The organism is Acidobacteriota bacterium (genome assembly GCA_020349885.1).
Taxonomy (GTDB): Bacteria; Acidobacteriota.
Map to the genome: position 1 here is coordinate 1,061,684 of CP070701.1, position 24,928 is coordinate 1,086,611.

Consider the following 24,928-nt stretch of genomic DNA (forward strand, 5'->3'; position numbering starts at 1 on the left):
GCCCTCTCAGCGGTCTTATTTTTGGAGGCGTTATGCCCGTTAGTGAAATGTTGGAGCGACAATACAACATCACGGCCCGGCCGGGAGGCCCGAATGTAGAATGCCCCAAGTGCGGCAAAAAAACCTTCTCCGTCATGAAGGATGACCGCTTCGGACAGTGTTGGCGACCAGACTGTGGATACACCATACTCTCAAGGCAGGGAGAGAATGGGGGAGGGGGTAGTGCCCCCCCTGAAAACACTGCAAACGTGCAATCGCAACCCGCTTACAGAGTAAAGAAGCGATTGCAAGGCGGGTGCAAACGCAGTGCAAACGAGAGGCAATCGCAAGGCGGTTTAACGCTTGAGGAATACGCCGAAGCCAAGCACCTACCCGTTGATTTTCTGCGCCGGATAGAGTTGAGCACCATCCCTAACTATTGCGACCAGAAGGCGCTTCGCATTCCCTACCTTGACGCCAGCTGCAGGGCTGTAGCTGTCCGCTTCCGGCTATCCCTTGTCAAGTCCAGCGATGGCGATAACCGCTTTCGGTGGCGAAGGGGCGACAAACCCTGCCTCTATGGGCTGTGGCGGCTGAAACAAGCGCGTGAAAACGGGAGCGTAGTTTTGGTGGAGGGCGAGTCGGATGCACAGACGCTATGGTTCTACGGCATTCCAGCCCTTGGCATTCCGGGGTCGAATACGTGGCAGGAACCATGGGCCGAATACCTTAAGGGTATTCCCGTCATCTATGTGGTGCTTGAGCCGGACAGCGGCGGCGAAGCCGTGCGGAAATGGCTCGCCAAATCCTCGATCCGCGACAAGGTAAAGCTCATCACCCTCGAAGGAACAAAAGACCCGTCAGAGCTACACGTTGCTAATCCCAAAGGCTTTCTGGAAGCGTGGCAGAAGGCCGTGGACGCGGCGAAGCCCTGGACGGAGTTAGAAAAGGCGGAAATCAAGGCACGCAGGAAAGAAGCATGGCAAAAGTGTGAAGCGCTGGCACGGGAACCGAATATCCTTGAGCGATTCGCCGAAGCGGTGACGCAGGCGGGTCTTGTAGGAGAAACCCGTGCGGCCAAGCTTCTCTACCTTGCCTGTACAAGCCGCTTTTTAGAAAGACCCGTCTCTGTGGTCGTCAAAGGACCTTCCGGTGGTGGGAAATCCTTTTTGGTGCAGAAGGTCTTGAGTTTCTTCCCCCAAAGCGCTTCCTACGTCTTAAGCTCCATGAGCGATAAGACACTGGCGTTTTCCAAGGAACCCCTTTCGCACCGGATGCTAGTGCTTTATGAAGCCGTTGGACTTGGGCAGGACTGGACAAGCTATTTTGTGAGGACCCTTTTAAGCGAAGGTCATGTGCGGTATGAATTCGTAGACAAATCAAAAGGAGGGCTCAAGGCACGTCTTATCGAACGAGAGGGGCCAACCGGACTCATCACCACGACGACCGCAATCCGCCTCGATGGGGAGTTAGAGACACGCCTTTTCTCGGTAGAGATTACGGATACCCCGGAACAAACCTACCGCATTCTTATGGAACTTAACGAAGACAGGAATGGCATGGTTGATTTCGCTCCGTGGCACGCCCTTCAGAAGTGGCTTGAGGTGGTTGAGCATCGCGTAACCGTTCCCTTTTGGAAGGCGTTGGCACAAAGGATTTCCCCGGCGGCTACACGGATGCGCCGAGACGGCGGGGCTATCTTGGGTCTCATAAAAGCCCACGCCATCCTGCACCATGAAAGCAGGAAGCGTGATAAGGAAGGACGCGTTGAGGCAACCCTCAATGACTTTGCCGCAGTACGCGAGCTAGTAGTTGATTTGATTTCCCAAGGACAGGGAAGCTCCGTTTCAACGGTTGTCCGAGAAACGGTCGAAGCTGTGAAGGAACTCCTAGAAGCGGGGGCCGACGAGGTTACGGTTAAGCAAGTTGCACATCAACTAGGCCGAGACGAGTCCACGACATGGCGGCGCGTAAAGAAGGCTCTTTTCGGGGGCTATCTAGAAAATCGCGAGATGAAACCAAGGCGACCTGCGCGGCTAGTCATTGGAGCCCACTTGCCAGACGACCAGCCCGTGTTGCCTCCCGTTGAGGCGTTGCGCGATTGCATGGGCGATTGCACACCGATTGCAGAGGGCGATGCAAACGCTACTACAGAGGGAGATTCGGTGAGCGATTGCACGATTGCACCGATTGCAGAAGGTATACCTACCCCCCTCCCACCTAAACCCGACAACTGGCCCGAACCGTGGCGGTCATCCTTTCAGGGACTGGTCAAGCATTATTTGGAAAAAGGCATGGGCGAAGATGAAGCGAAGCAATTAGCCGAACGCAAGCTCCGCGACGAACACGACGGTGGCAATAATGGCAAAGGGAGCAAGAATGCCTAAAGCCGGACTTGAAGTACTCTCCATCGCTATTTTGAAGCGGCTGAGGACGATTCCTCAACTGGTGGTTGAGTATCCTGGGCTCTGCCCGTCGGAGGATTCCCTTCGTTGGCGACTTCGAATGCTCAAGGCTGATATCGGCCCCGACTTAAGGGTGTGCGGAGTGTATAGAGATAGGAGAAAAATTCTCATTGACCCAGCGGTGTTTTTCAAGGAAGTTCTCCAATGAAAGAGCTAATTAACGGGCACAGCGTGCCCATAAAGGGGAGGTGTTACCGGATAATATGTATAGATTGAGAGCGCTTCAGATACGAAGATGTAAGGGCATCAAAAAGGATGGGGAGCCTTGTGGAGGTTGGGCTATGTGGGGGCATCCAGAGCAATTGTGCAATATGCATGCGGGAGTTTGGAAGAAAAGGGACCCCAAAGCCCCTCGCCCTCCACGGCGAGCCCGGTCGGTCATTTGCCGTTGTGAAGCGTATAACTGGCCCCACCGTCCCGGGGGTGGGCTGTGCCGGTGGCCCGATCCACCGTTGTGGAGGCACCCGACTCCGGCAGGAACGCACTCGCCACATCGCAGGCGGTCGTGGGAGGAAATGCTTGCGTGGTGGGCCCTCACTCCTAGGCAAAGGTGGGCGATAAGGGAGGCGCAAAAAAGGAAGCGAAGACGAAAATCTCATTTTCCCGCTTGACAAATACTTCAATATGCATTACAATGCAGGGCAGATGGCAAGACGAAAGAAGAAGATTCGAACAAAGGACGCGCAGATCACTCTGCGTTTGAGTAGCACCCTTAGGAAGGCGCTGGAAGAGAAGGCCCGCGCCCGTGAGATTGATCTTACAACCTACTGCCGCATGCTCCTCAAGCTCGGGGTGGATAAAGAGAAAAAAGAGAGGTGATCCCCATGCCACTATGGAAATTCGGAAAAGTTTGGCACTATCGCACTCAGCGCAACGGACGGCGCTTCAGCGTCTCCCTCAAGACGAATGACAAGGCAGAGGCGGAGCGCCGAGCAGCCAAGATGCTGCGAGAAATCGAGAGCGGGGAGTTTGACGTAACCCAGCGAGGCATCCCGCTTGCCAGCGCCGCCAAGCGTTTCCTGGAGCAAATGAAGCCTCGATGGCACCCTGAAACTTGCCGATACCATGCCCTTCATATCAAGCACCTGCTCGATTTCTTCGGTCCGAACCTCACACTGGAAGCTTTCAACCGTAGGACAACGGCTGATTACATTAAGCACCGCAAGGCCTCAATAACGCGCCCTTCAAACGCCACTATTAACAAAGAAATCGGCACACTCTATCAAATGCTACACCAAATGACGGGAAGAAGGCACAGCATCGAAAAACTCCCTGTAGACCGGAAACCTCAACGCCACCTTAGCTCCCAGGAAGAAGCCGACCTGCTCAAGGCATGTAGGAACGGCCACAGGGTTTCTCCCGACCTCTACGACGCGGTTGTGGTGTGCCTGGACACCGGCTTGCGGAGAGGCGAGCTTTTCCGCATCACGCCTTGGCACCTTGACATAGAAAACAAGCAGCTTACCGTGCCGATCTCGAAGACTCACCGGTTCAGAGTAATTCCCTTAACCCCCAGAGCGTTCAGCATTCTCGTGAATCGCGCCAAGACAAGGAGGGCTGATAAACCGGTCTTCTCGCACGAGGACGGCACACCGCACGTTGAATACCTAAGGATGCCCCTGGAAAGGGCGTATAAGAGGGCAGGGCTACCATCGGCACGGCCTTGGTACACGCTCCGCCACACCTTTGCCAATAAGCTGCTAAGGAAGGGTGCACCAATCTACGAAGTAAGGCTCTTGATGGGCCACACCACAGTCACGACCACGGAAATCTACGCTAACTTGCAGCCTCAAAATCTCCATGGGACAATAGGGCTGATAGCCGAAGAAGAGAGCGAAAAGTCCGGGGCAGTGGTTGAAAAACGGTTGAAACTGGTAAAGTGACTGTGAGCGGATTTTTAAAAAGCTCTTTATTTATAGGCACTTGCGCCTGTAGCTCAATCGGATAGAGCAGCGGTTTCCTAAACCGCAGGTTGGGGGTTCAATTCCCTCCAGGCGCGCCCTTCATCCGTCGCCGGCCGACGCGTCCAGAATCTCCCGGATGCGCGCGTAGCGGCGAGGGCTCGTGCGGAACCTCAGGACGGCCTTTGAATCTTGAATGTTTTCGTCGAGCACGTGCGCGAGCTCGTGAATCGAGGCGCGCACCTTGGGCTCGCGGACGAGATTCACCTCGACCGTGTCCTCCTTGTAGCTTGCGGCCACTCGCCCAAGGAACGCCTCGCGCAGGGCGGCGATGCTTTTTTCCTCGCGCGCGCAGACGAACAGGGCGTCGGGGCACAGCCTGCGGGCGCGCTCGAGATGGGCGTCCTCGGCCCGGTCGGTCTTGTTGAAGATGCGGAGGCGGGGCAGCTCGTGCAGGCGCAAGTCCGCCAAAATGCCTTCGGTCGTCTGCATCTGTTCCGCGAACCGCGGATGCGAGACGTCCACCACTTCGAGGAGAAGGTCGGCCTGGGCTAGTTCTTCGAGCGTGCTCTGGAACGACGCGACGAGGCGCGGCGGAAGTTTTCTCAAAAAACCCACCGTGTCGGTGAGGAGCATGGTTTCGCCGAAGGGGCCGCGCATGGAGCGCACCGTCGAATCAAGCGTCGCAAAGAGGCGGTCCTCGACGAACACGCGCGCCTTCGTGAGGGCGTTGAAGAGAGTGCTCTTGCCGGCGTTCGTGTAGCCGACGAAGGCGATCTGGAAAAACGCCTCGCGGGGCGCGCGGCGGACGGCGCGGGCGCGGGCGATTTTCTCAAGGTCGCGCCGCAGGCGCCGGATGCGGTCGCGCAGGATGCGCCGGTCGACCTCAATCTGGGTTTCGCCGGGCCCCGCGCGCGCCGAGAGACTTCCCCGCTGGCGCTCCAGGTGCGACCAGCGGCCCGCAACGTGCGAGAGGTAGTATTCCGACCGCGCAAGCTCCACCTGCGTCTTGGACTCGTGGGAGCGTGCGCGACGCGCGAAGATTTCCAAAATGAGAAGAGTGCGGTCCATGACCTCGACGCCCAGAAGGCGGGTCAGGTTGCGCTCCTGCGCCGGGGAAAGCTCGCAGTCGAAAATCACCTGCGTGGCCTGCTCGCGGCGCACGTGCTCGCCAAGCTCCTGCGCCTTGCCTTGGCCGAGGTAGGTGGCGGGGTCCGGGCGGCCGCGCTGCTGACTCACGCGGTCCACGACGATGCTCCCGAGCGTGTCGGCGAGCCGCGCAAGCTCGTCCAGCGAATCTTCCGCTTCCCAGTCGGCGCCGCCTTTAAGCGCGACGCTTACGAGGATCGCGCGCGCGGCGCTTTCGCTCCCGGCGGGAATGCTTTCCATGCGTTTCTTTTCTCGTTCCATTGTAGCACATGGCCCCCGCCCCACATCCGCCGCGTCGGCGCGCCCTCGGTTGCTTTTGGGGTGCGCGGGAGGTAAAGTGCTTTTGCGGGAAACCGATACGTTATGCTTATTAAAAGATTTTTGATTCTTTGCGCGGGGCTGGCGGTGGCCTCGGGAGGAATCGGATGCGGGGTGCAGGCTCGGCCGCTGCTTGTGGTGGCTCTCGACGGCGCGGACTGGAAAATTGTTCGCCGACTGGTGCAAGAGGGCTCGCTTCCGACGCTCGGCGCCTTCTTCAAGGATGGAGCCGCGGGCCGGCTTGAAGCCGAAAAACCCTACGCGGCGCGCATGCTTTGGGCGACGGCGCTCACGGGCGCCGAGCCCGAGAATCACCGGGTCTACGACGACGCCCACGATTATTTCCTCGAACCGCCGCCGCTTCCGAAGGAACCGCTTTCCTCACGCGTGCCCTATTTCTGGGAGCGCCTGCCGCGGGGTGTGCGCTTCGCCGTCGTGGGCTACGAGGATGCGAGCGCCGCGTCGAGGGCCGCAAATCCCGGAGCCGCGCGCTATGCCGTCAAGAAACTTTTTCACTGGGACTCCCTCCCCCTGATGCCGGACCTCGATGAACCGCCGCTCGCAGCCGTGTTCGGCTACGAGCGCTTTCCCTCGGAGGAATGCGAGGCGGCGACCGCGGAGGCCCTCCAGGTGACCGAGGCCGTCTTCGAGGAGGCCGGGCGACTCCTTGCCGAGGGGTCCTGGGACGGAGCGCTTGTTTTTCTGCCCGGGCTCGATACCGTATCCCATCATTTTATGCATTACGACTCGCCGCGCATGCCCCACATCGGGCACTTGGAGCATAGGCTCTATTACGACGGCGTGCTGAAATTTTTGCAATTCGTGGACGGGCGCTTGGAGAAATTGCTTTCGCATGCGACCGCAAGCTGGAACGTCGCGGTGGTTTCCGCCTACGGCTTCTGCCACGGTTTCGAACGGCCCTATGTGTCCACGGAGCACGCGCAACTGGGAAGCGTGGAGGCATGGCACTCGGCGGACGGTTTCTTTTTATTGAAGGGCCCCGATGTTCGCAAGGTGGAGCTCAAGGGGGCGTGGGTCTACGACGTCGCGCCCACGCTTCTTGCGTTTTTCGGCCGCCGGCCGGAAGGGCCCGGAAGAGTGCTCGACGAAATCTTGAAATTTCCGGCCGCGCCGCTTCGCCGCATCAAGCCGGCGCATCCGCGGCTCGGCCCGGCGCTCTCCCAAGGAAGCACCGCGGTGCGCGCGAGGCACCTTCTCGAAACGAGGCGGTACGCGCTGGCCGAGTCGCTTCTGCGCCCGCTCGCCGAAAGCGAAGAAGAATCCGTCTGGGCCTTTCTCATGGGCCGGAGCGCCCACCGGACGGGACGGCTCGAGGAGGCGGGCGATTGGCTCGAGCTTGCCTCCGGGCTGTGGCCGGAGGAGCTTTCCTCCATCATCGAGCTGAGCCGGGTGCGGGAAAAGCAGGGGCAGGCGGACGAGGCCCTCGAACTTTTGGGCGGGCTGGTTCAAATTTATCCGGAGCCCGACGTCTACAACGCCATGGCCGATCTCTATTACAACTCCTTTTTCTGCGGGCAGGCCGAAATTTACTACCGCAGCGCGACTCAAATCCATATCGGGCAAGTGCTCCCCTACATGCGCATGGCCGAGTGCTTGTCTCGCGACGGGTACCTGGACGAAGCCCTGAACCTGTTGCTTGAGAGCCCGCTGCTCTACAGGGCGGGCTTCGCTTACCTGGCGGCGGGTGAAGCCTATTTGTTCCACGGGAAGTACGATCAGGCGCTTCAGGCCGCCGCCGACGCCCTCAAGCACGACCCGGACCTCTGGCGGGCGCACCTTGTGCGGGCGCGCGCGCTGTGGGCGCAGGGCAAGAAGGAGGATGCGGAAGCGGCTTTTGAAGAAGCCATGTCCATGGCCCCGCGCCGCCCCGAGCCGCTTTACCAAAAGGCGCTTCTTCTTCACGCCGCGCGAGAGAGCCAAGAAGCGTTCCGGCACATGATCGACATCGCCGAGCGCTTCCCGGAGTTTGTGCCTGCCCTGGTCAAGGCCGGTGTCTGGGCGGCGGAGAAGAACAAACGCTCGCTTGCCCGCGATATGCTTCAAGCCGCGCTCGTGCTCGAGCCTCGCAATATGGAGGCCCGGTACACCTTCGACGCGCACTTTTCAAAGAAAAACTCCTGAGCCCATGGCTGCCCCGCTTCGATTCGTGTCTTTGCCCAACCTTCGCTTTCTGCTGGGACTCCTGAGCGCGGGCTGGGCGTTCTCGTGGTTCAGCCTCCTCTACGCGCACACCGCCCTTCCGCTTTGGATAAGCGCCGTGCTCGCCGCGACGGCCGCGCTCGGATGGTGGCTCGGAGGGGCGCTCCGCCGCCTTCCGCCCGTGGTCCTGTGGTGGGCGGCGAGCGCCGGGGCGCTCCTTCCCTGGGTTCTTCTCGCACGCTACGAGACGCTGCCTCTCGCCCTTTACCGCGCCCTTGGAGAATCCCATGTTGCGGCCGCGGCGGCGCTCGCGTTCCTTGTCACCTTCGTGTCGTGGGTGCTGCTGGGAGCGGTGCTCCGAGGCGCCGTGGAGAGGCCGCCCTTTCTGGACCACGCGTGGGCGGGCGGGGTAATGACCTTCGCGCTCGCGGCGCAGTTTCTGGGCTTCGATACCGCGTGGCCCTGGCTGGTGGGATGCTCCGTGCTGGGCGCGGCAGGGGGGGCGGTGGCCGTCGGCGCTTCCAGGGAGCGCGCGGCCCCGCCCATAGCAGGAGGGGAAGCGGCGCATCTTCCCGCCAGGCCCCTCGATGAAGCGCTCATGTGGGCGCTTGGCGCGGCCTACGTCCTTGCGGTGCATCGGCAATTTTCCATGCAGATGGACGGTCTGGGGGCGGCGGCGCTTCCCATGGGAGCGGCCGTGGCCTTTTGGGCCGTCGCGGCGGCAAGAGTTCCTGCCGAAATGCAGAAAGTGCCGCTCACCGCGTTTGGAGCGAGCGTCGGGCTCTTGGGGCTAATTCTTTCACCCCTGCTTGGTGCGCCGCCGCGGATTGCGCAGGCGGCGCCGTGGCTCGTGTGGGTGCTGCCGTTTGCCGTGGCGGTCGTTCTGACCGCCCCCATCGCTTGGCTTCGGGCGGGGCTTTCCCGCGTGCGGACGACGGGCGCGGCCGTCCTCGGCGGCATCCTCCTTGGCGCGCTGGGGGGATATGCGCTGGTCGCACTTCTTTCGTATCCCAGGCACATGTTCGTGCTTTTCAGCGCGGGCATGCTGCTCGGGCTGATGCGGGAAATCCGGCCCTCCGACGTTTCCCTGAACCGTGTCGTACTTGGATGGAGCGCCGCCGTTTTACTTGCGGTGGCGGTCTTCAGGGTGCTTCCCGACGATCCTTCCCGCTACCTGGTTCCCGTGGTGCGGAGCGACACGACGCCCCTCACGGTCGCCGTGCGGCGCGAGACAGCGCCCCTTCCAACCCGGCCTCTGGACGACCGGGGCGAATACGCGTACACCGTCGGTTTCGATGCCAAGCACCACATGCTTCTGCTCGTCTCGAACGGTGCGTTTGAAGCCGTGCGTCCCCAGGCGCTGCGCGGCAGGCAACTCGCCGCGGCCCTCCTTGTCTTTCTCCGCCCGGACGCTCAGGCGGTGCTCCATTTGGGCGAGGGTATGGGCTACGAGATGAGAGGATTGGGTCTGAACATAAACATGGAAACCGTGGATGTCGTCGCGCGCTCCAGACGCTTCCTGCCCTACGCGAGACGCGAGAGCGCAGAGCCGTTTCAATGGGGCGTTCGCCATCCCGCGATTCGCTACCGGGTTGCGCCGGGCCGCTTCGCTCTCCATGGGAGCGACGTCGAAGCCTACGACATTGTCTGGCACAAAGCCGTGGAGCCGTGGAACGAGACCGAGCTTTACCATTCTTTCCGATTCCTCGCGGCGCTCAAGGACCGCCTGACGCCGCAGGGAATTGTGGCCACCCGCATCGACACGGCCTATGTCGGCCCCGACCTTCTGGGCGCGCTCCTTAAAACGTACGCCTCGGTTTTTCCCCGGCTCCAGGTTTGGGCCTTTGACGAAAGGATGGTGTATCTTTTGGCTTCCCCGTCCGGCCTGGTACCCGAGGCGGAGCGATTCTTTGTCCCTTTTCGTCTTCAAACAACTCCCGCCCGGTTTCTCCAAACCTACGGCGTTGACAATCCCCGCACGTTTCTATCCGGCTACCTGGGCGACGAGAAGCTGCTCGAGACGGTTTCCGCCTTTCGGCAGGCGACGGCGCTCTCGGAAGGGAGCGGTCGGCTGTCCCGCCTTCTCCCCCGGGCATGGACGGAAAACAACCCGGCGCCGGGGCCAAGCCTGTTTCCCTCCTCCGAGCCGGTGCGAATTTCCATCCCGGGCCTGGGGGTGCCCTATGCGGACGAAGTGGTCTTTCTCGAAATGCCGCTCGTGGTTAAACCAAAGACGGCCTGGCAGGTGACGTCCGTCGGCTACGAATTTCGCACCGTGACGGTCGAGCCCTTCATGCGCTCCATGCATGCCGTGTTCCAGCTTCAGAGCGAGGACCGTCTGCGCTCCATCACCGTGTGGGAGGAGTTTCGCGAGAACGAGCTCGTCACGCTCGAACACATCGCGCGGAGGTTGAACGTAGGCGAGGAGCTCGGCCACGGGCAGGGGGCGATTACGAACCATCCCCTGCGCTGGTCGCTGAGCGAAGGCAAAGACATGTTCGCCTTCTCGTGGGCCTGGTACTGCCCGGAGAACGAAAAATTCTTCGCCGGCCGCTTCGAGGACCAGTTGCTTCCGGAAGGCGATTGGGAGGACATGCGCCGCGTCGTCGTCGAGCAGGTTTCCTGCCTTCACCCTCCCGCGGGCGAGCCCCAGGAACAGCCGGACGAGCCCGGCCAGCAGCCGGACGAGCCTTGAGGCGGCGGCCATGCAAACAATTTGAGTACGTCCGTACGCCGAGCGGCCTCCGCAAATCATGATGAGGCCCATGCTTGTCGCCGGCCATGAATTACCGCACGCGCACCGAGAGGCTCCGCACCCGCCATCCGTTCGGCATCTCGCGGAGCACGGAGCAAGAGTTCGCTTTCGCGTTCCTCGAAATTCCGGCGGGCGTGCACGTGGGCCTGGGCGAGGCCGCGCCCGCCTCCTACTACGGCGGCGAGACGGAAGAAACGGCGCTCGCGTTCTTTGAGCGCCTGCGAGGCGTCGAGCTGGAGGATGAATTCTCGCCGGCCGAGTTCATGCGCCCGCTACGGGAGGCGACGGAATTCGACGGCGCCGCGAAGGCCGCCGTCGACATGGCGCTCTGGGACCTGTGGGGCAAGCGCTCGGGCGAGCCGGTCTTCGAGGGCCTGGGGCTTCCTCCCCCCCGGCCGAAAGCCACGTCCTTTACCGTAGGCATCGACTCGCCAGAGGCCATGGAGCGAAAAGTGCTCGAGGCCAAGGACTACCCCGTCCTCAAGGTCAAAGTCGGCACGCCGAACGACGAGGAGAACCTGCAAAGGGTCCGCGCCCGCCACAAGGGCGCCCTGCGCGTGGACGCAAACGCCGCGTGGTCACCCGAGGAAGCCCCTCGACGCATCGAGCGCCTCGCGCGCTTCGACCTCGAGCTCGTCGAGCAGCCCATAGACCCAAAAGAAGGCCGCGAGGGCTGGCGCTACGTGAAAGATCGGGTGGCCGTCCCGCTCGTGGCCGACGAGAGCGCGCGCGTCGCCTCGGACCTGGCGGCGCTCGAAGGCGTCGCCGACGGCGTCAACATCAAGCTCATGAAGTGCGGCGGCCTGAGCGCCGCGCGCCGGATGGCGCGGGAAGCGAAAAAACGCGGCCTCAAGGTAATGCTCGGCTGCATGATTGAAACGAGTCTCGCCATTACGGCGGCGTTTCACCTCTCATCGCTCGCCGACTGGCTCGACCTGGACGGCCATCTCCTCCTCGCGGACGACCCGTTCGAGGGCGTGAGGGAAGCGGGGCCGGGAGTGCTAGCAATGCCTCTGGGCGGCGTGGCGGGGCTTGGCGTCTCGGCGCGGCGGTGAGGCGGAAGGGCTAGCGCCCCATGCGGAGGCGCTGAAGGACGGGGCTCTCACGAAGCTGCGGGGAAGCGGAAGCGTCGTCCGACGTGCCCAGTGGGGTGCCCAAAGGCTCGCAGAGGAAACATTCCGTATCCCAGTCACACACTTCATCGCCAAGAGGATTGTCATTCCAGCCGCTCGTGCACAGCGCCTTGGAGGAGCAATCTTCAAGGGTTAGTGTTCCGGAACTTCCACCTGCAGAATTAATGGTTCCGTCAATGCTTGCGCACAGGACATCGTCCGTGCCTGAAAAAACTCCCGTGCTGCAATCAAGCGAGGCTGAAAAGACGTAGAAAAGATCTCCCGGGACCCCACCATAGGGAACGGGGGAAAGCAAGACCAAAATATCGGCCGTGTTGGTGTCCGTGTCTATCACCCCGGCAGGGTCCAGCACGACGCTCATGCCCCAGTCACCTTTGCCCCAGCAACAGCTTTCAGGCGCGGGGAAAGGACTGCACGTTAACGTTAAAGAGTAGCAATCGCAACAAGAGCCTGCCGTGGTATCCACAACGTTGAGCCAGGCGTTGGAGAGCGTGGTCGCTGTTCCTGGGCACTTGGCAGTATCCGTGGACACCTCAATGATGTAGGCGCCGGCGCTGTGCGCATTATAGAAAGTCGTCACATCTTCTGCTATAAGGGTATTCGGCGAGAAGATGGTTCCGAAATTTAGAAGCAAGTACTCATCATTGTTCGGGGCTATGAGCTTTACCTGTGAGCAATTCGTATTGTTGCCGGGTGAATTCACCAGTTCGTAAGCGAATACGATTAAATTCGCCCAACCCGTTTGCGTGGCAGGTAAAGTTGTCGTCTCAGGTATTGTCCCACCTGTAACGGTGCCTGTTTGCTGAACAAGCTCCGTACTTACAATCCCATCTTGCGAAGCAATGACGTAAGCGCCCAGAAAAGCGTTGCATGGCCCCGTTGCACCGGACCCCGTGCTTGACGACGGACTCCCCCCCTCGCAGGCGAGGGACGCGACAAGGAGGACTCCCACCAGGAACGCTGCAACGAAACCCCCGGCCGCGAACGAGATGCGCGAGCTCATACCTGAAGTGTAGGCCGGAGGGGGGGAATTGTCAAGATAGGGTAGGGGCGAGTTGGTGCCTCACCCGCTTAGGGCAACCCGGCGGGTTGCCCTTACAGCTCTCCCTCCCTGAGCCACTTCACGACGGAGGCGAACGGCTCGTCCGCGTGCTCCCGCGTGCGGCCGAGCTCGGCGATGGTGCCGCTCGTGGAGGGAAGGTAGAAGTGGTCGAGGCCGTCGAGAAACCGGAGCGTGACGGGCGCGCCGGCTTCCTCAAGGGCCTCGTAGAGGCGGTTCGCGTGGTGGCGCAACACCTGGCGGTCGTGCTCGGCATGGAGGATGAGCACGGGAATCTTCACCTTTTTCGCGGTCTCGGCGGGCGCGGTTTGAAAATGCTCTCGAAACCACTTCAAGTTGACCGACTGGCCGTGAAACTCCCCCGTATCGCCTCCATTTTCGACGAGGGCGAAAAGCTCGTCCTGCGCCTCGCGCGCGGCGCCGCGCAGCTCCCCCGCCGGGACAAGCTCCAATTGCTCGCGCAGCACATCCTTGAGCGACGAGGAAGGCGTTCCCAGAAGAACGAGGCGGCTCAGTCCGGGCACCTTCTCCGCGGCAAGCAGGAGCGCCAGGATGCCGCCCTCGCTGTGGCCGATGAGCGTCAGGTCTTTTTCGTGGATGTCCTTGCGCGAGCGCAGGGAGCGAAGCGCCGCGCGGGCGTCGCCGACCAGGTCGATGAGCGACGCTTCCCTGAGGCTGCTGCCGCTTCCGCCAACGCCCCGGTCGTCGAAGCGGAGCGCCGCAAAACCCGCCTCGGCCAGCCGCTCTGCCATAAGGCGATAGAACGACGACTGGATGCCTCCGCTGCCGGGCGTGTTGCCGTCGCGGTCCTGGGCGCCGGAGCCCGAAAGAATGACCGCGGCGGGATATTTCTTTCCGCGCTTCTTTTTCCGCCCCCCGGACGCACCGTCCTTCCCCGTCTCTTCCAAGGGCAGCGTGAGCGTTCCGGCGAGCGTGACGCTGCCGTTCGAAAAGGAGGCGGTCTCCTCGCGGAAACGCGGCTCCCGCTCGGGCTCGGAGGCGGCTTCTTCTTTGTCTTTCATGAGAAGCGGAACGGGCACGGGCTTGTAGTTGGAGCGCACGGCCGCGGCCTGCTGCAAGGGAACGGTAATTTTCACGGGCTCCCGCCTGGCGTCGTAGTAGACGTTGACGCCGACCGTTCCCGCGATGTTCACGAAAATCTTGTGAAGGGGAACGGAGACGCCGTTTATTTCCGCCGCTTCGATCCCTTCCTTCTCCACGATGGCCTCGACCAGCGAGAGCGTCTGCGGGACGTAGACGAAAGCAAGCAGGCGATCCCTGTCCGCGGCGTGGAACTGGTGCACAAGATAGAAGTAGTGGGAGAAAAAGTTATTATCGAGTATGAAAGGACGCTCGTCGTAGGGCTCGGTGCGCTCCTGCGGGGGCTCACCGGCCGCCCCCGACGCGCGTGCCGGGACAAGCTCGACGCGCGCCCGCAGTTCCTTGTCGTCGAACTCGACCGCAATGCGCTGCTGCACAGCCCCGCCGCTCACCGCATCAAGCGTGTAGCGCAGCGGCTCGCCCCTGTCGCCGGTTTCAAGGAGAGCCTCAAGCGAAGCGCTCTTGCCGCCCATGGGGAGCGCCACCTCCGAGCGGTGCGTCCAGCCGTCCGGGGTCTTCGTCATGGAGAACGTCTCCTCACCCGCCGCTTTGTCGGCAAGGAAAATTTTCCACGCGCCCCACCCGAGGGCAAGGTCAGGCTTGCCCTCGACAAGTCGGGGCTTATCCGCTTCGGCGGGCCTGCCTTCGGCCTGTCGGGGCTTCGCTTCCTCGGAAGCCGGCGCCTCTTGTGAAAATCCCGAAAATACCGGGACGAGCGCGGCAATCCCGAAAATCGTCGTCAGAAAAAACGGGCGAAGGAACGGCATGGCAAAACGGCGGAAATTATTATGCCTGAAGCCCCGGAGAATTTCATCCTATTCGCTGCTTTGTTCCCGCAACTCTTCGATGCCGTCGCGGAGCTTTTCCAACTGCTCCCGGTAGGCCGGCTTCATGGGATAGAGGCGGTGCGCGGTCTCGAAATCCGAAAGCGCGTCTCTTCCGTTTCCAAGACGCAGGTGGGCGCGACCGCGCACGTCGTAGTAGAACGGCGTCCGGGGATTGAGCGCGACGGCGCGGTCGGCGTCGCGCAGGGCCCGCTGCACGGCAGACGCGTGCGGCGCAGGCCCGAGCAGGCGGATCTGGGCGCGGTAGACGGGGATTTCGGCCTTGAGGGGATACAGGCGTTCGCCCCGATCGAGGTACCGAAGGGCTTTCTTGCTCTCTCCGGCCCGGTACGCAAACTCCGCCTCCTCGTAGAGGCGCGTTCCGCCATAGACGAAAAGGGCCGCCAGAAGCGCCGCGCCGAGCAGCGCCGCCGATGCGGCGTGCTCGAGGCGCGGCATGGACGGAGCTCCGCGCGGGGCGGGGGCCGCGGTTTCGCGCATGCGCCATGCCATGCCCGCGAGCATGAAAAAGGGGTAGGCGACGCCCGGCTCGTAGAACGTGAAGTCCACCGCGTTGTGAAGAAGAAACGCGAGGCACGCCGCCTCGACCGCGAGGGCGGACGGCCCGCGAGAACGAAATATTTTTCGAAACCACCCCCACAAGAGCCATCCCAAAAGCGCCGCGCCCGCGAGGCCGCCTTCCGTGAGGTGCTGAAGGTAGGTATTGTGCGCGTAAAGGGTCTCGTTCATGCCGGGACGGCGGAAGCGGGGATACTCGAGGCCGTAGCCTCCGAAGCCCTTCCCAAGAAAAGGGCTTTCTTTCCACATCTCCATGGCGGCTTGCCAGTTGGCGAGGCGGAGCGCCACCGGCGACGCGCTCCGCCGCTCCTCGATTCGTGCCGCCGCCACGCCCCAGGCGAGGGCGAGGGCGAGGGCGGCGAGAATAAGCCACCCCGTGACGCGGCGCGTGCGACCGGCCGCTGCGGCCGCGGCCCCGGCCAGCGCCAGAGCGAGCATCGCCCCCGCGGAGAGCGTGAGAGCGAGGTTGGCGGCAAGGAGCGCCAAAAGCGCCCAGAGGAGGACGTCCCGCCACGCGGGGCGGCGCCCGGTCAGGGTTGCGCCGACGGCGATGGGAAGCGCCATCGCCAAAAATCCGGCGTAGGCCGTGGGAAGGGGAAAGCGCGCGAAGATACGGCCCGATTCTAACCGTTCCAGGATTTCGGGCGGCACGGCATCCATGCGCGCCCGCGCGAGCTCCGCGCTGCGCTCAAGCCCGAAGCCCCACTGGTAGAGTCCGTAAAGCGCCGCCGCAGCGCTGAGCACCAGGAGCGCCGTTCGAAAGCGGCTATGGTCTTGCGGTGGAAGGCGGTACGAAAGCCAGGCGGTGGCCGCGTAGGAGAGGAAAAGAAGGCCGTGCTCGAGCGACAGGGCGCGGTAGCTCGCCGCCGCCCAGGCGTTTAGAGAAAAAAAAGCGGCAAGGATCCAGACGGCGCGCGGCAGGGCATTCCCCCGCGCCACGGCGTAGAGGCCTCCCCCCAAACTGAGCGCCATAGCCGCCCCCCAGCCGCCCGTGTGGACGCCGGGAGGCCAGAGAACGCTTACGCAAAGAAGGGCAAGGACAGTAAGAAGCGGTATCAATGAATGGTGCACACGCATTCCCCCTCTTGGCGGGACTGGAACCCGCCCGCCGATCCCGACAAGTCGAGGACAGGTTGGCGGGTGGGGCTTGCGCTACAAGAAACCAAAAAAACGCGGGGGCTCTTTTGCGAGCCCCCGCGTTAAACGCGTTTTATGTCAACTGTCGCAGGACACGCGGATCAACTGCTCTTTGACCCGGTTGCAGTGGTTGAATTGCAGCCGCCGAAAAAGAACTGACCGTCTGCAAAAGCGATGTCGCATTCCCACCTTCGGCTTGTTCGATCGGCGAAGTGAGTGCCCGTCACGGGATCAGTCAGCAAGTCAGCCGGGGCCGCTAATCCTTTGTCTGCAGGGCCGTCCGAGCCGCCGGAACCCAACCCATAGATCGCCGGGTTCGGGGTAGCGCCTCGGTTGCCATACTGAATAGGCATTCCCCAGCCGTCCACGGCCGGCGGGTTATCGAGGTAGCCCAAGGCGTCGAGGAAGGCATTGAGCCCGGTGGAGGGTGTGCCAACGTCCTCCGGGCCGCCGCCCACATCGACCGACACGCCGAAGTTGTCGATTTTGTACGACTCGACGCCAGTGCCGAGCGTACGGATGTCGCCCGACGTCGCCTTGTGGCGAGAGCGGTTCATTGCATCGAGCAGATTCGGGATGGCTATCGCGGCAATGATGCCGATGATGGCCACCACGATGAGCAGCTCGACAAGCGTGAAACCTTTGCTCTTTTTTGTTCTCATGTTTCGTTATTCTCCTTTACGTAAAGTGAGAGTTGTTGCATCTCATTATAGAATTATGCAAGCTCTGTGCCAACAGAAGTGAAGAATTTCCTGTGAAATTCAGCCGAAAAATGGCTGTTTTTCCATTGAAGGGAAGGGTGCTTGGCAATTTTTGTCATAATTTAACGACAATTTTTGTCGGGTGCCGATTCCGCCAAAGGCAGGGTTGGGCATTCTCGTCCCGACGCAAGCCTCGGAAGGAACCAATCTCAACGTTGTCGGAACAAGTCCGATTTTTCGGAATTACCATAGCAGGTCCTTCACCCGCTTGAAAAGGCTCTTTCCGCCCACAGTCGCCTCTTCCTTGCGCAGTTCGGCCAAGCGCTCGTAGAGGTCGCGTTCCTCCTTGGAAAGGTCGGTCGGAACGTGCACGTTGACCGTGATGTACTGGCTGCCGCGCTTTCTTGCGGGACCCCGGGAGCCTTCGAGGGAGGGAATGCCGCGCCTCTTCCACTCGAAGGTCTCGCCGGGCTGGGTGCCGGGCGGAACGGTGAGCTCGCCTTCCTTGCCCTCGAGGGTCGGAACCTTAACGAGGGTGCCCAGGGCGGCCTGCGGTGCGGAGAGGGTCACTTCGCACCAGATGTCGCCGCCGCGGCGTTCGAAAACGGGATGCTCGCGCTCATGGACTACGACGTAGAGGTCGCCGTTTGGACCGCCGTGTCGGCCGGCCTCACCCTTGCCCTGGAGGCGGAGCTGGCAGCCGTCCGAGACGCCCGCGGGCAGGCTTACACGCACCGTTTCCTCCTTCACGGTTTGTCCCGTGCCGTCGCAAATGCGGCACGCCTCGCGCACCACGCGTCCTTCGCCCCGGCACTTGGGACACGTTTGCACCATGGAGAAGAATCCTCGCTGGTACACTACCTTGCCCTGACCGTCGCAGGACGAGCAGGAGACGACGCCGTCCCGGTCCGCGGCGCCCGTGCCCCGACAGGAGGGGCATGTGGTGCGCTTCGAAAGGGAAAGCTCTTTTTCGACGCCTGCCGCGGCTTCCTCAAGCGTAATCTCGAGGTCGTAACGGAGGTCGGCCCCGCGCTCGCTCCGGCCGCGCCCGCGCTGGCGCCTGCGGCCCAGGAGGTCGCCGAATCCAAACATCTCGGAAAACACATCCTCGAGTCCGCCGCCGAAGATGTCTTCAAAGTCGCGGAAAATACTCGCGTCGAAGCCCCCACCGGCTTCCGCGCCCGGGCGCACACCGGCATGGCCGTAGCGGTCGTAGAGCGCGCGCTTCTTGTCGTCTCCCAAGACGCTGTAGGCCTCGGAAGCTTCCTTGAAGCGTGCCTCGGCATCGCTGTCGCCTGAGTTGCGGTCGGGGTGGTACTTTAAGGCCAGCCGCCGGTAGGCTTTCTTAATCTCGGCTTTCGACGCGTCCCGCGAAACGCCCAGAATTTCGTAGTAGTCTTCCGCCATGTGCGAATTATAGCATACGCCCAGCGCCGGACTTGTTCGGAGCCACTTACCCGTGGGCCCACGGAAGGGCATGGCGGAAATCTCGGGCATGCAGATGTCCGCCCCAAACCGCGTCGTTGACGCGGTGATTCGCCGAGAGTATCCTGCTCCTATTTCATGGGCAAGAAAAGCCGAATCAAAAAATCTCGCACAACCCCGAAAGCCCCCGGTGCGGCGCCGAGGCCCGTCGGGGAGGAAGCCCTCGCGGAAAGCTGGGCCATCCCCCTCTGGGTTGCGCTTGTCGTCCTGGTCGTCTTGCCTTCCATTCTTTATTTTAATTCCTTATCCAACCCTTTCCTCTACGACGATTCTCATAGCCTTGTGAAAAATTCCCACGTCCGCAGCCTCGAAAACATCCCCTCCTTTTTCACCAGCGCCCGGACCACCAGCATCCACTCCGACAAGGGCCACTACCGCCCCGTCCTCTTCTCCACCTACGCCCTCAGCTACGCCCTCGGCGGCTACGACTACGACCCCAAGGTCTTCCGCCTCGCGAACCTCGTCCTTCATACCCTCAACGGCCTGTTGGTCTTCGCCGTGTTTCGACGCCTTTCCGGGAAGACAGCCCTTGCGTTTTTCGCAGCGCTCTTGTTTGCCGTGCATCCCCTGAACGCCGAGAGCGTCAACTACATCAGCTGCCGTTCGAACGTGCTGGCGACGACGTTTTACCTGGCGAGCGTGGGGCTGTTCGTGGGCTATGCGGGCGGCGCCTCGATGCGGCGGCGGGCGGCTTTCTACGCGGGCTCGCTTCTTTGCTTCGTGCTGGGGCTGCTGTCGAAGGAGATTGCGGTGACGCTGCCGGTGATGTTGGTTCTGCTGGACGTGCTAGCGCTAAGTCCGTGGAAGGGAAACGTAGAGGTGAAGAAACTGGTTCGCCGGCACGCGGCGTTTTTCGTCGTGACGGCGTTGTACGGGGGGCTGCTGGTGGGCAAGATGCTGGTGCCGAGTTACGAGAAGCGGGACGTGCTTTCGAATCTGATTATCCAGACGAAGGCGATGGCGTATTATCTGAAGCTTCTGGTGTTTCCCCGGGGGCTGAGCATCTCCCACGGCTTTGATACGGAGGGCTTGCTGAATCTGGCCTTCAGCGTCTCGTTGCTTGTCATCGGCGCCAGCTTGTTCCTGGCCTGGAAGCTGCGCGGGCGCTGCGGTCTCCTGAGCTTCGCCATCCTATGGTATTTCATCACCCTGCTTCCGACTTCGAGTGTTATCGCCCTGTATGTTCCCGTCAACGAGCACCGAGTCTATCTTCCCGGAATAGGGTTTGCCGCGGCGATTGGATTCGCGATGAATTACGGAAGGCGCCGCCTCCCCCTCCCTGCGGCCAGGTTCGTCGCGCCGCTCTTTTTGGTCGTCATGGCTGTTTTTTCCATCATAGTCGTTGCACGAAATCGAGTGTGGCAAACGCCCGATGCCCTCTGGGAAGACGCCGCTCGGAAATATCCTCACAATGCCCATGCCCATGAGGCCCTGGCGAACAGCTATGCGCGGCAGGGGTACTTGGAAAAAGCCAAAAGGGAATACGAACTCGCCGTACGGTACGCCGGGAAGGAAGGCGTGTCGTTGTCGCTCAACCTGATCAACCTGATCAACGAGGCGGGCGACTACCGGGGCGCCTTGAAAGCTTACGAGGAGCGCTTGCGGATAGAAGAAGAGGCGGGAAATCGGGCCGGCGTGGCCCTAGCGCTCACGAACATCGGGATTGTCCACGGCAACTTGGGCGACTTCACGAAAGCGCTGGAGCATTTTGAAAAAAGCCTTGAAATCGAGCAGGAGCTGGGCAACAAGAAGACGATGTCGCGCCTGTACACCAATATCGGTGCGACCTACGGCAGGCTGGGCGACTCGGCCCAGGCGATCCGGCATTTTGAAAAAGCGGTAGAGATGGAGCCGAGGACAGCGGAAGCGTACATCAATCTGGCGCATGCGTACCTTCAGGTACCGAGGGTGAAGGAGGCCGAGGCCGTCTGCGAAAAGATGAAGAATCGCGGCTTTCACGTGCCTGAGGATTTAAGGAAGCGTCTGGAAGCCGCCGTGGAAAATCCGTGAGGCTTCTCGACACGCGTAGAAACCGTTCCTAAAATGGGATAGTTGACACTCCTTGAATAAGTAGCTATCGCTCATGGGCAAGAAAAGCCGAAGCAAAAAATCTCGCACAGCCCCGAAAGGCCCCGGTGCGGCGCCGAGGCCCGTCGGGGAGGAGGCCCTCGCGGAAAGCTGGGCCATTCCCCTCTGGGTTGCGCTTGTCGTCCTGGTCGTCTTGCCTTCCATTCTTTATTTCAGCTCTCTAACCAACCCTTTCCTTTACGACGATGTCCACAGCCTCGTGGACAATCCACACGTCCGCGGCCTCCAAAACATCCCCTCTTTCTTTACCACCACCACAACCACCAGCGTCTTTTCCGACAAAGGGCACTATCGCCCCGTCCTCTTTTCGACCTACGCCCTAAGCTACGCCCTCGGCGGCTACGATTACGATCCCGGGATGTTTCGGGTGTTCAACCTTGTCTTTCACGTCTTGAACAGCCTGTTGGTCTTTGCCGTGTTTCGGTCCATCCTCCGCAGTAGCACGGCTACGGAGGACGGGCGCATTTTCGGGAAAACGGCGGCGGCGTTCTTTGCGGCGCTTTTGTTTGCCGTTCATCCTCTGAACACGGAGAGCGTCAACTACATCAGCTGCCGCTCGAACGTGCTGGCGACGACGTTTTACCTGGCCGGCGTGGGGCTGTTCGTGGGGTATGCGGGAAGCGCCATGATGCGGCGCCGGACGGCTCTCTACGCGGGCTCGCTTCTTTGTTTCGTGCTGGGGCTTTTGACCAAAGAAATCGTGATTACCCTTCCTGTGATTTTGATGCTTTTGGATATTTTGATTCTTAGTCCTGACGCGAAAGTCTTTGATCTCAAGACTCTATTTCGCCGCCACGTGATGTTCTGGGTGATCGCGGGGGCTCATCTATTTCTGATTTTCGCCGTGAGCCTTAAACCCGCTTACGAAAGGCGCGGCGTCCTTTCCAACCTTCTCATCCAGACCAAAGCAGTGGTATTCTACTTGCGGCTTTTGGTGTTTCCGCGGGGTTTGAGCGTGTCGCACGGTTTCGAGTGGCAGGGCACGGCAAACGCGGCGTTTTTCCTATCGCTTGCGGTTCTCGGGATTCTTGTGTTCGCAGCCTGGCGTATGCGCGAACGCATGGCCCATATGAGTTTTGGCGTTTCTTGGTATTTCATCACGTTACTTCCGACGTCGAGCTTCTTGCCTCTGAACATTCCCGTGAACGAGCACCGAGCCTATCTTCCGGCGGTAGGGTTTGCAGCGGCCGTAGCGTTCTTGTTGGAGCTTGCCCGTGGCATGTCGGTACCTATCCAGAGTAAGTCGGTAGAGGCGCGCACCCGTCTCCGGCCAGCCCCGACGCTTGGGCGTCTCGGGCAGGCCCTTTCGAAGCTCGCCGTGCCGCTCTTTGTGGTCGTCGTAGGAATCTTTTCCGTCGCGGTCTATGCGCGGAATCAAGTCTGGAAGACGCCCGTCGCTCTCTGGGAGGATGCCGTGAAGAAGTATCCTAACAACGTCCACGCGCACGAAACGCTGGGCCTCGAATACGAGAAGATCGGAGATTTGGAAAAAGCCGAGCAGGAGTTTCTGTTCGCGGTTCGGCACGGCGGGACCGATGAAACGCTGGCAAAGTCCCATAACGGACTGGGCATAATTTACGCAAAGAGAAAAGAGTACGAAAGCGCCATCGAGCACTTTACGCTTTCCGTTGAGCTGACCCCGAGCGCCTGGCATCCGAACCACAATCTGGGCATCGCTTATGTGGCGCAAGGGCACAACGAAAAGGCCCTGAAATACCTTCAGAAAGCCGTGGAGCTGAACCCGCATGATGAGCAGCCTTACCGTTATCTTGCGAAAGTCTACCTTGCCCTCGGCAAGATCGACGAGGCAGGAGGCGTCCTTCAGGAAATGAAGAAGCTCGGCTTTAGTGTCCCGGAAGATTTGCGAGAACGTCTCGAAACCGCTATGGAAAATCCATGAGGCTTCTCGACACGCGTAGAAACCGTTCCTAAAATGGATAGTTGACATTCCTTGAATAAGTAGCTATCGCTCATGGGCAAGAAGAGTCGAAGGAAAAAATCTCGCACAGCCCCGAAAGCCCCCGGTGCGGCGCCGAGGCCCGTCGAGAAGGAGGCCCTCGCGGAGGGTAGGGCCATCCCCCTCTGGGTTGCGATTGTCGTCCTGGCCGTCCTGCCTCCCGTTCTTTATTTCAATTCCCTGAATAATGAGTTCCTCTACGACGATTTCCATAGCCTCATAGACAACCCCAACATACGAAAGCTCGAGAACATCCCTTCTTTCTTCGCCAGCGCCCGAACCACCAGCCTCCACTCCGACAAGGGCCACTACCGCCCCGTCCTCTTTTCGACCTATGCGCTCAGCTACGCCCTCGGCGGCTACGATTACAAACCCGAGGTCTTCCGCCTTGCGAACATTATCCTTCACGTCTTGAACGGCCTGCTGGTCTTTGCGGTGTTGCGATCCCTCCTCCGAAGTCCCGCTTCGAGCGTGACGGGGGACGGGCGGGTGTCCGGAAACACGGCGGCGGCGTTCTTTGCGGCGCTTTTGTTTGCCGTTCATCCTCTGAACACGGAGAGCGTCAACTACATCAGCTGCCGCTCGAGCGTGCTGGCGACGACGTTTTACCTGGCCGGCGTGTGGCTGTTCGTGGGCTATGCGGGCAGCGCCTTGATGCGGCGCCGGATGGCTCTCTACGCGGGCTCGCTTCTTTGTTTTGCGTTGGGGCTGCTGTCGAAGGAGATCGTGGTGACGCTGCCGGTGATGTTGGTTCTGTTGGACGTGCTGGCGCTTCCCGGCGAAATCGGTGTCCCGATTTCACGTTGGGGCAAGCCCTGGGATACGGTGAAGGCGCTCGTTCGTCGGCACGCGGCGTTTTTTGTCGTGACAGCGTTGTACGGGGGGCTGCTGGTGGGCAAGATGCTGGTGCCGAGTTACGAGAAGCGGGACGTGCTTTCGAATCTGATTATCCAGACGAAGGCGATGGCTTTTTACTTGCGGCTTCTGGTGTTTCCGTGGGGCCTGAGCATCTCCCACGGCTTTGATACTGAGGGCCTGCTGAATCTAACCTTCAGCGTTTCGCTGCTTGTCATCGGCGCCGGCTTGTTCCTGTCTTGGAAGCTGTGCAGGCGCTACGGCCTTCTGAGTTTCGCTGTTTTGTGGTATTTCATCACCCTGCTTCCGACCTCAAGCGTTATCGCCCTGAGGGTTCCCGTCAACGAGCACCGAGTCTATCTTCCCGGAATAGGCTTTGCCGTGGCGGTGGGCTTTCTGGTGGATTACGCTGGCCGACGGGCCCGGACGGGGCGGCGCCTTGCGCCCCCTCTATCCAGGCTAATCGTGCCCGCCTTCCTTGCGGTCACGGTCGTTTTTTCGATATCGGTCATGGTGCGGAACCAGACTTGGAAAACTTCCAAGAGGGTGTGGGAGGACGCGGCCAAGAAGTACCCGCGAAACAGCCTTCCGCATGAGGCCTTGGCCAATATTTACGAAAGGCAAGGGTACTTGGAAAAATCCAAAAGGGAGCGCCAGCTGGCCCTCCGGTACGCGGGAAAAGAAGGTGTGCCCGTATCCCTCAGCAATGTAGCAGCGTTCCACGACGCAAGCGACTACCGGAACGTCGTGAAGGCCTACGAGGAGCGCTTGCGGATCGAGGAAAAGGCGGGAAATCGTGCCGCCATGGCTGAAGCGTTCATGAACATCGGGATTGCCCACGGTAACTTGGGCGACTTCACGAAAGCGCTGGAGTATTTGGAAAAAAGCCTCGAAATCGAGCAGGAACTGGGCGGCGGTGGATTGTCGCGTTTGTACAACAATATGGGAACGGCTCACGGCCAGCTGGGCGACTCGGCGAAGGCCCTGCAGTATTTTGAGAAAGCGGTGGAGTTGGAGCCGAAGACGGCGGAAGTGTACATCAACCTGGCCCGTGCGTATCTGAGCGAATCGAGGCCCCACGAGGCAAAGATTGTGTGTGAGAAAATGAAAAAGCTCGGCCTTAATGTTCCGGAGGATTTGCGGAAGCGCCTCGAAGCCGCCGCGAACAATCCGTGAGGCTTCATGGCGGGTGGTAGCCGTATTTTTCCTTCTCTTTCTTGATTTTCCTTCTCCGATTGACTCTTGCGCGGTTTGCAGGGGACAGCGAATTTAAGGTAAAAC

General features: G+C 60.9%; 15 protein-coding genes, 1 tRNA gene and 1 pseudogene. 11 read left to right on the forward strand and 6 right to left on the reverse strand.

Translation table 11 applies throughout. From position 1 onward, the window contains the following. Positions 1 to 248: 248 nt before the first annotated feature. The 5 genes from JSV08_04600 (at position 249) to JSV08_04620 (ending at position 4,443) form a co-directional block, all read left to right on the forward strand. Positions 249 to 2,366 carry a hypothetical protein gene (locus JSV08_04600; GenBank protein ID UCF81698.1) on the forward strand — a complete coding sequence of 706 codons (2,118 nt, stop codon included), beginning with the start codon at positions 249 to 251 and terminating at the stop codon, positions 2,364 to 2,366. Continuing rightward, a complete protein-coding gene (locus JSV08_04605) occupies positions 2,359 to 2,592 on the forward strand; it encodes a hypothetical protein (protein UCF81699.1) in 234 nt (77 codons plus the stop codon). Before JSV08_04600 ends, JSV08_04605 begins: the two co-directional genes overlap by 8 nt. A gap of 497 nt (positions 2,593 to 3,089) precedes the next feature. Continuing rightward, positions 3,090 to 3,263, forward strand: a complete 174-nt coding sequence (locus tag JSV08_04610) for a hypothetical protein (protein UCF81700.1) — start codon at positions 3,090 to 3,092, stop codon at positions 3,261 to 3,263. Between the two features lie 5 nt (positions 3,264 to 3,268). Next, positions 3,269 to 4,327, forward strand: a complete 1,059-nt coding sequence (locus JSV08_04615; protein ID UCF81701.1) for a site-specific integrase — start codon at positions 3,269 to 3,271, stop codon at positions 4,325 to 4,327. Positions 4,328 to 4,369: 42 nt separating this feature from the next. After that, positions 4,370 to 4,443, forward strand: a tRNA-Arg gene (locus JSV08_04620). Between the two features lie 4 nt (positions 4,444 to 4,447). Here JSV08_04620 and hflX read toward each other — a convergent pair. Next, the gene (gene hflX / locus JSV08_04625) at positions 4,448 to 5,734 is read right to left on the reverse strand and encodes a GTPase HflX (protein ID UCF81702.1); all 1,287 of its coding nucleotides are present in this window, start codon (positions 5,732 to 5,734) and stop codon (positions 4,448 to 4,450) included. A 123-nt stretch (positions 5,735 to 5,857) separates the two neighbouring features. On the opposite strand from hflX, the gene JSV08_04630 reads away from it, so the two are divergent. The 3 genes from JSV08_04630 to JSV08_04640 all read left to right on the forward strand — a co-directional run bounded on the left by JSV08_04630 (position 5,858) and on the right by JSV08_04640 (position 11,782). After that, the gene (locus JSV08_04630; protein UCF81703.1) at positions 5,858 to 7,954 is read left to right on the forward strand and encodes a tetratricopeptide repeat protein; all 2,097 of its coding nucleotides are present in this window, start codon (positions 5,858 to 5,860) and stop codon (positions 7,952 to 7,954) included. 4 nt (positions 7,955 to 7,958) lie between these two features. Continuing rightward, positions 7,959 to 10,667 (forward strand): hypothetical protein, encoded by a 2,709-nt coding sequence (locus JSV08_04635; protein UCF81704.1) that lies wholly within the window; start codon positions 7,959 to 7,961, stop codon positions 10,665 to 10,667. A gap of 86 nt (positions 10,668 to 10,753) precedes the next feature. After that, a complete protein-coding gene (locus tag JSV08_04640) occupies positions 10,754 to 11,782 on the forward strand; it encodes a dipeptide epimerase (GenBank protein UCF81705.1) in 1,029 nt (342 codons plus the stop codon). Between the two features lie 10 nt (positions 11,783 to 11,792). Here the strand turns inward: JSV08_04640 and JSV08_04645 are convergent, their stop codons facing one another. The 5 genes and pseudogenes from JSV08_04645 to dnaJ form a co-directional block, all read right to left on the reverse strand. After that, entirely contained in the window at positions 11,793 to 12,221 is a 429-nt protein-coding gene (locus tag JSV08_04645; protein UCF81706.1) for a hypothetical protein, read from the reverse strand. A 734-nt stretch (positions 12,222 to 12,955) separates the two neighbouring features. After that, positions 12,956 to 14,788: an alpha/beta fold hydrolase gene (locus JSV08_04650; GenBank protein UCF81707.1), complete on the reverse strand. Its 1,833-nt coding sequence runs from the start codon at positions 14,786 to 14,788 to the stop codon at positions 12,956 to 12,958. A gap of 48 nt (positions 14,789 to 14,836) precedes the next feature. Continuing rightward, positions 14,837 to 16,495: an O-antigen ligase family protein gene (locus JSV08_04655; GenBank protein ID UCF81708.1), complete on the reverse strand. Its 1,659-nt coding sequence runs from the start codon at positions 16,493 to 16,495 to the stop codon at positions 14,837 to 14,839. Positions 16,496 to 17,133: 638 nt separating this feature from the next. Next, positions 17,134 to 17,223 (reverse strand): annotated as a pseudogene (locus JSV08_04660) (prepilin-type N-terminal cleavage/methylation domain-containing protein). 282 nt (positions 17,224 to 17,505) lie between these two features. After that, positions 17,506 to 18,669, reverse strand: coding sequence for a molecular chaperone DnaJ (gene dnaJ, locus JSV08_04665; GenBank protein UCF81709.1), 1,164 nt, complete (start codon positions 18,667 to 18,669; stop codon positions 17,506 to 17,508). Between the two features lie 156 nt (positions 18,670 to 18,825). Between dnaJ and JSV08_04670 the strand changes: the two genes are divergently transcribed. The 3 genes from JSV08_04670 to JSV08_04680 all read left to right on the forward strand — a co-directional run bounded on the left by JSV08_04670 (position 18,826) and on the right by JSV08_04680 (position 24,823). Beyond that, entirely contained in the window at positions 18,826 to 20,757 is a 1,932-nt protein-coding gene (locus JSV08_04670; protein UCF81710.1) for a tetratricopeptide repeat protein, read from the forward strand. A 73-nt stretch (positions 20,758 to 20,830) separates the two neighbouring features. Continuing rightward, a complete protein-coding gene (locus JSV08_04675) occupies positions 20,831 to 22,735 on the forward strand; it encodes a tetratricopeptide repeat protein (protein UCF81711.1) in 1,905 nt (634 codons plus the stop codon). 72 nt (positions 22,736 to 22,807) lie between these two features. Then, positions 22,808 to 24,823 (forward strand): tetratricopeptide repeat protein, encoded by a 2,016-nt coding sequence (locus JSV08_04680; GenBank protein ID UCF81712.1) that lies wholly within the window; start codon positions 22,808 to 22,810, stop codon positions 24,821 to 24,823. Positions 24,824 to 24,928: the final 105 nt, after the last annotated feature.

What these genes read in the sequence shown, in the direction of transcription:
- JSV08_04605 (UCF81699.1), top strand. Translation starts at nt 2,359, where the DNA reads ATGCCTAAAGCCGGACTTGAAGTACTCTCCATCGCTATTTTGAAGCGG.
- JSV08_04610 (UCF81700.1), top strand. Translation starts at nt 3,090, where the DNA reads ATGGCAAGACGAAAGAAGAAGATTCGAACAAAGGACGCGCAGATCACT.
- JSV08_04615 (UCF81701.1), top strand. Translation starts at nt 3,269, where the DNA reads ATGCCACTATGGAAATTCGGAAAAGTTTGGCACTATCGCACTCAGCGC.
- hflX (UCF81702.1), bottom strand. Translation starts at nt 5,734, where the DNA reads ATGGAAAGCATTCCCGCCGGGAGCGAAAGCGCCGCGCGCGCGATCCTC.
- JSV08_04630 (UCF81703.1), top strand. Translation starts at nt 5,858, where the DNA reads ATGCTTATTAAAAGATTTTTGATTCTTTGCGCGGGGCTGGCGGTGGCC.
- JSV08_04635 (UCF81704.1), top strand. Translation starts at nt 7,959, where the DNA reads ATGGCTGCCCCGCTTCGATTCGTGTCTTTGCCCAACCTTCGCTTTCTG.
- JSV08_04640 (UCF81705.1), top strand. Translation starts at nt 10,754, where the DNA reads ATGAATTACCGCACGCGCACCGAGAGGCTCCGCACCCGCCATCCGTTC.
- JSV08_04645 (UCF81706.1), bottom strand. Translation starts at nt 12,221, where the DNA reads ATGAGCGTCGTGCTGGACCCTGCCGGGGTGATAGACACGGACACCAAC.
- JSV08_04650 (UCF81707.1), bottom strand. Translation starts at nt 14,788, where the DNA reads ATGCCGTTCCTTCGCCCGTTTTTTCTGACGACGATTTTCGGGATTGCC.
- dnaJ (UCF81709.1), bottom strand. Translation starts at nt 18,669, where the DNA reads ATGGCGGAAGACTACTACGAAATTCTGGGCGTTTCGCGGGACGCGTCG.
- JSV08_04670 (UCF81710.1), top strand. Translation starts at nt 18,826, where the DNA reads ATGGGCAAGAAAAGCCGAATCAAAAAATCTCGCACAACCCCGAAAGCC.
- JSV08_04675 (UCF81711.1), top strand. Translation starts at nt 20,831, where the DNA reads ATGGGCAAGAAAAGCCGAAGCAAAAAATCTCGCACAGCCCCGAAAGGC.
- JSV08_04680 (UCF81712.1), top strand. Translation starts at nt 22,808, where the DNA reads ATGGGCAAGAAGAGTCGAAGGAAAAAATCTCGCACAGCCCCGAAAGCC.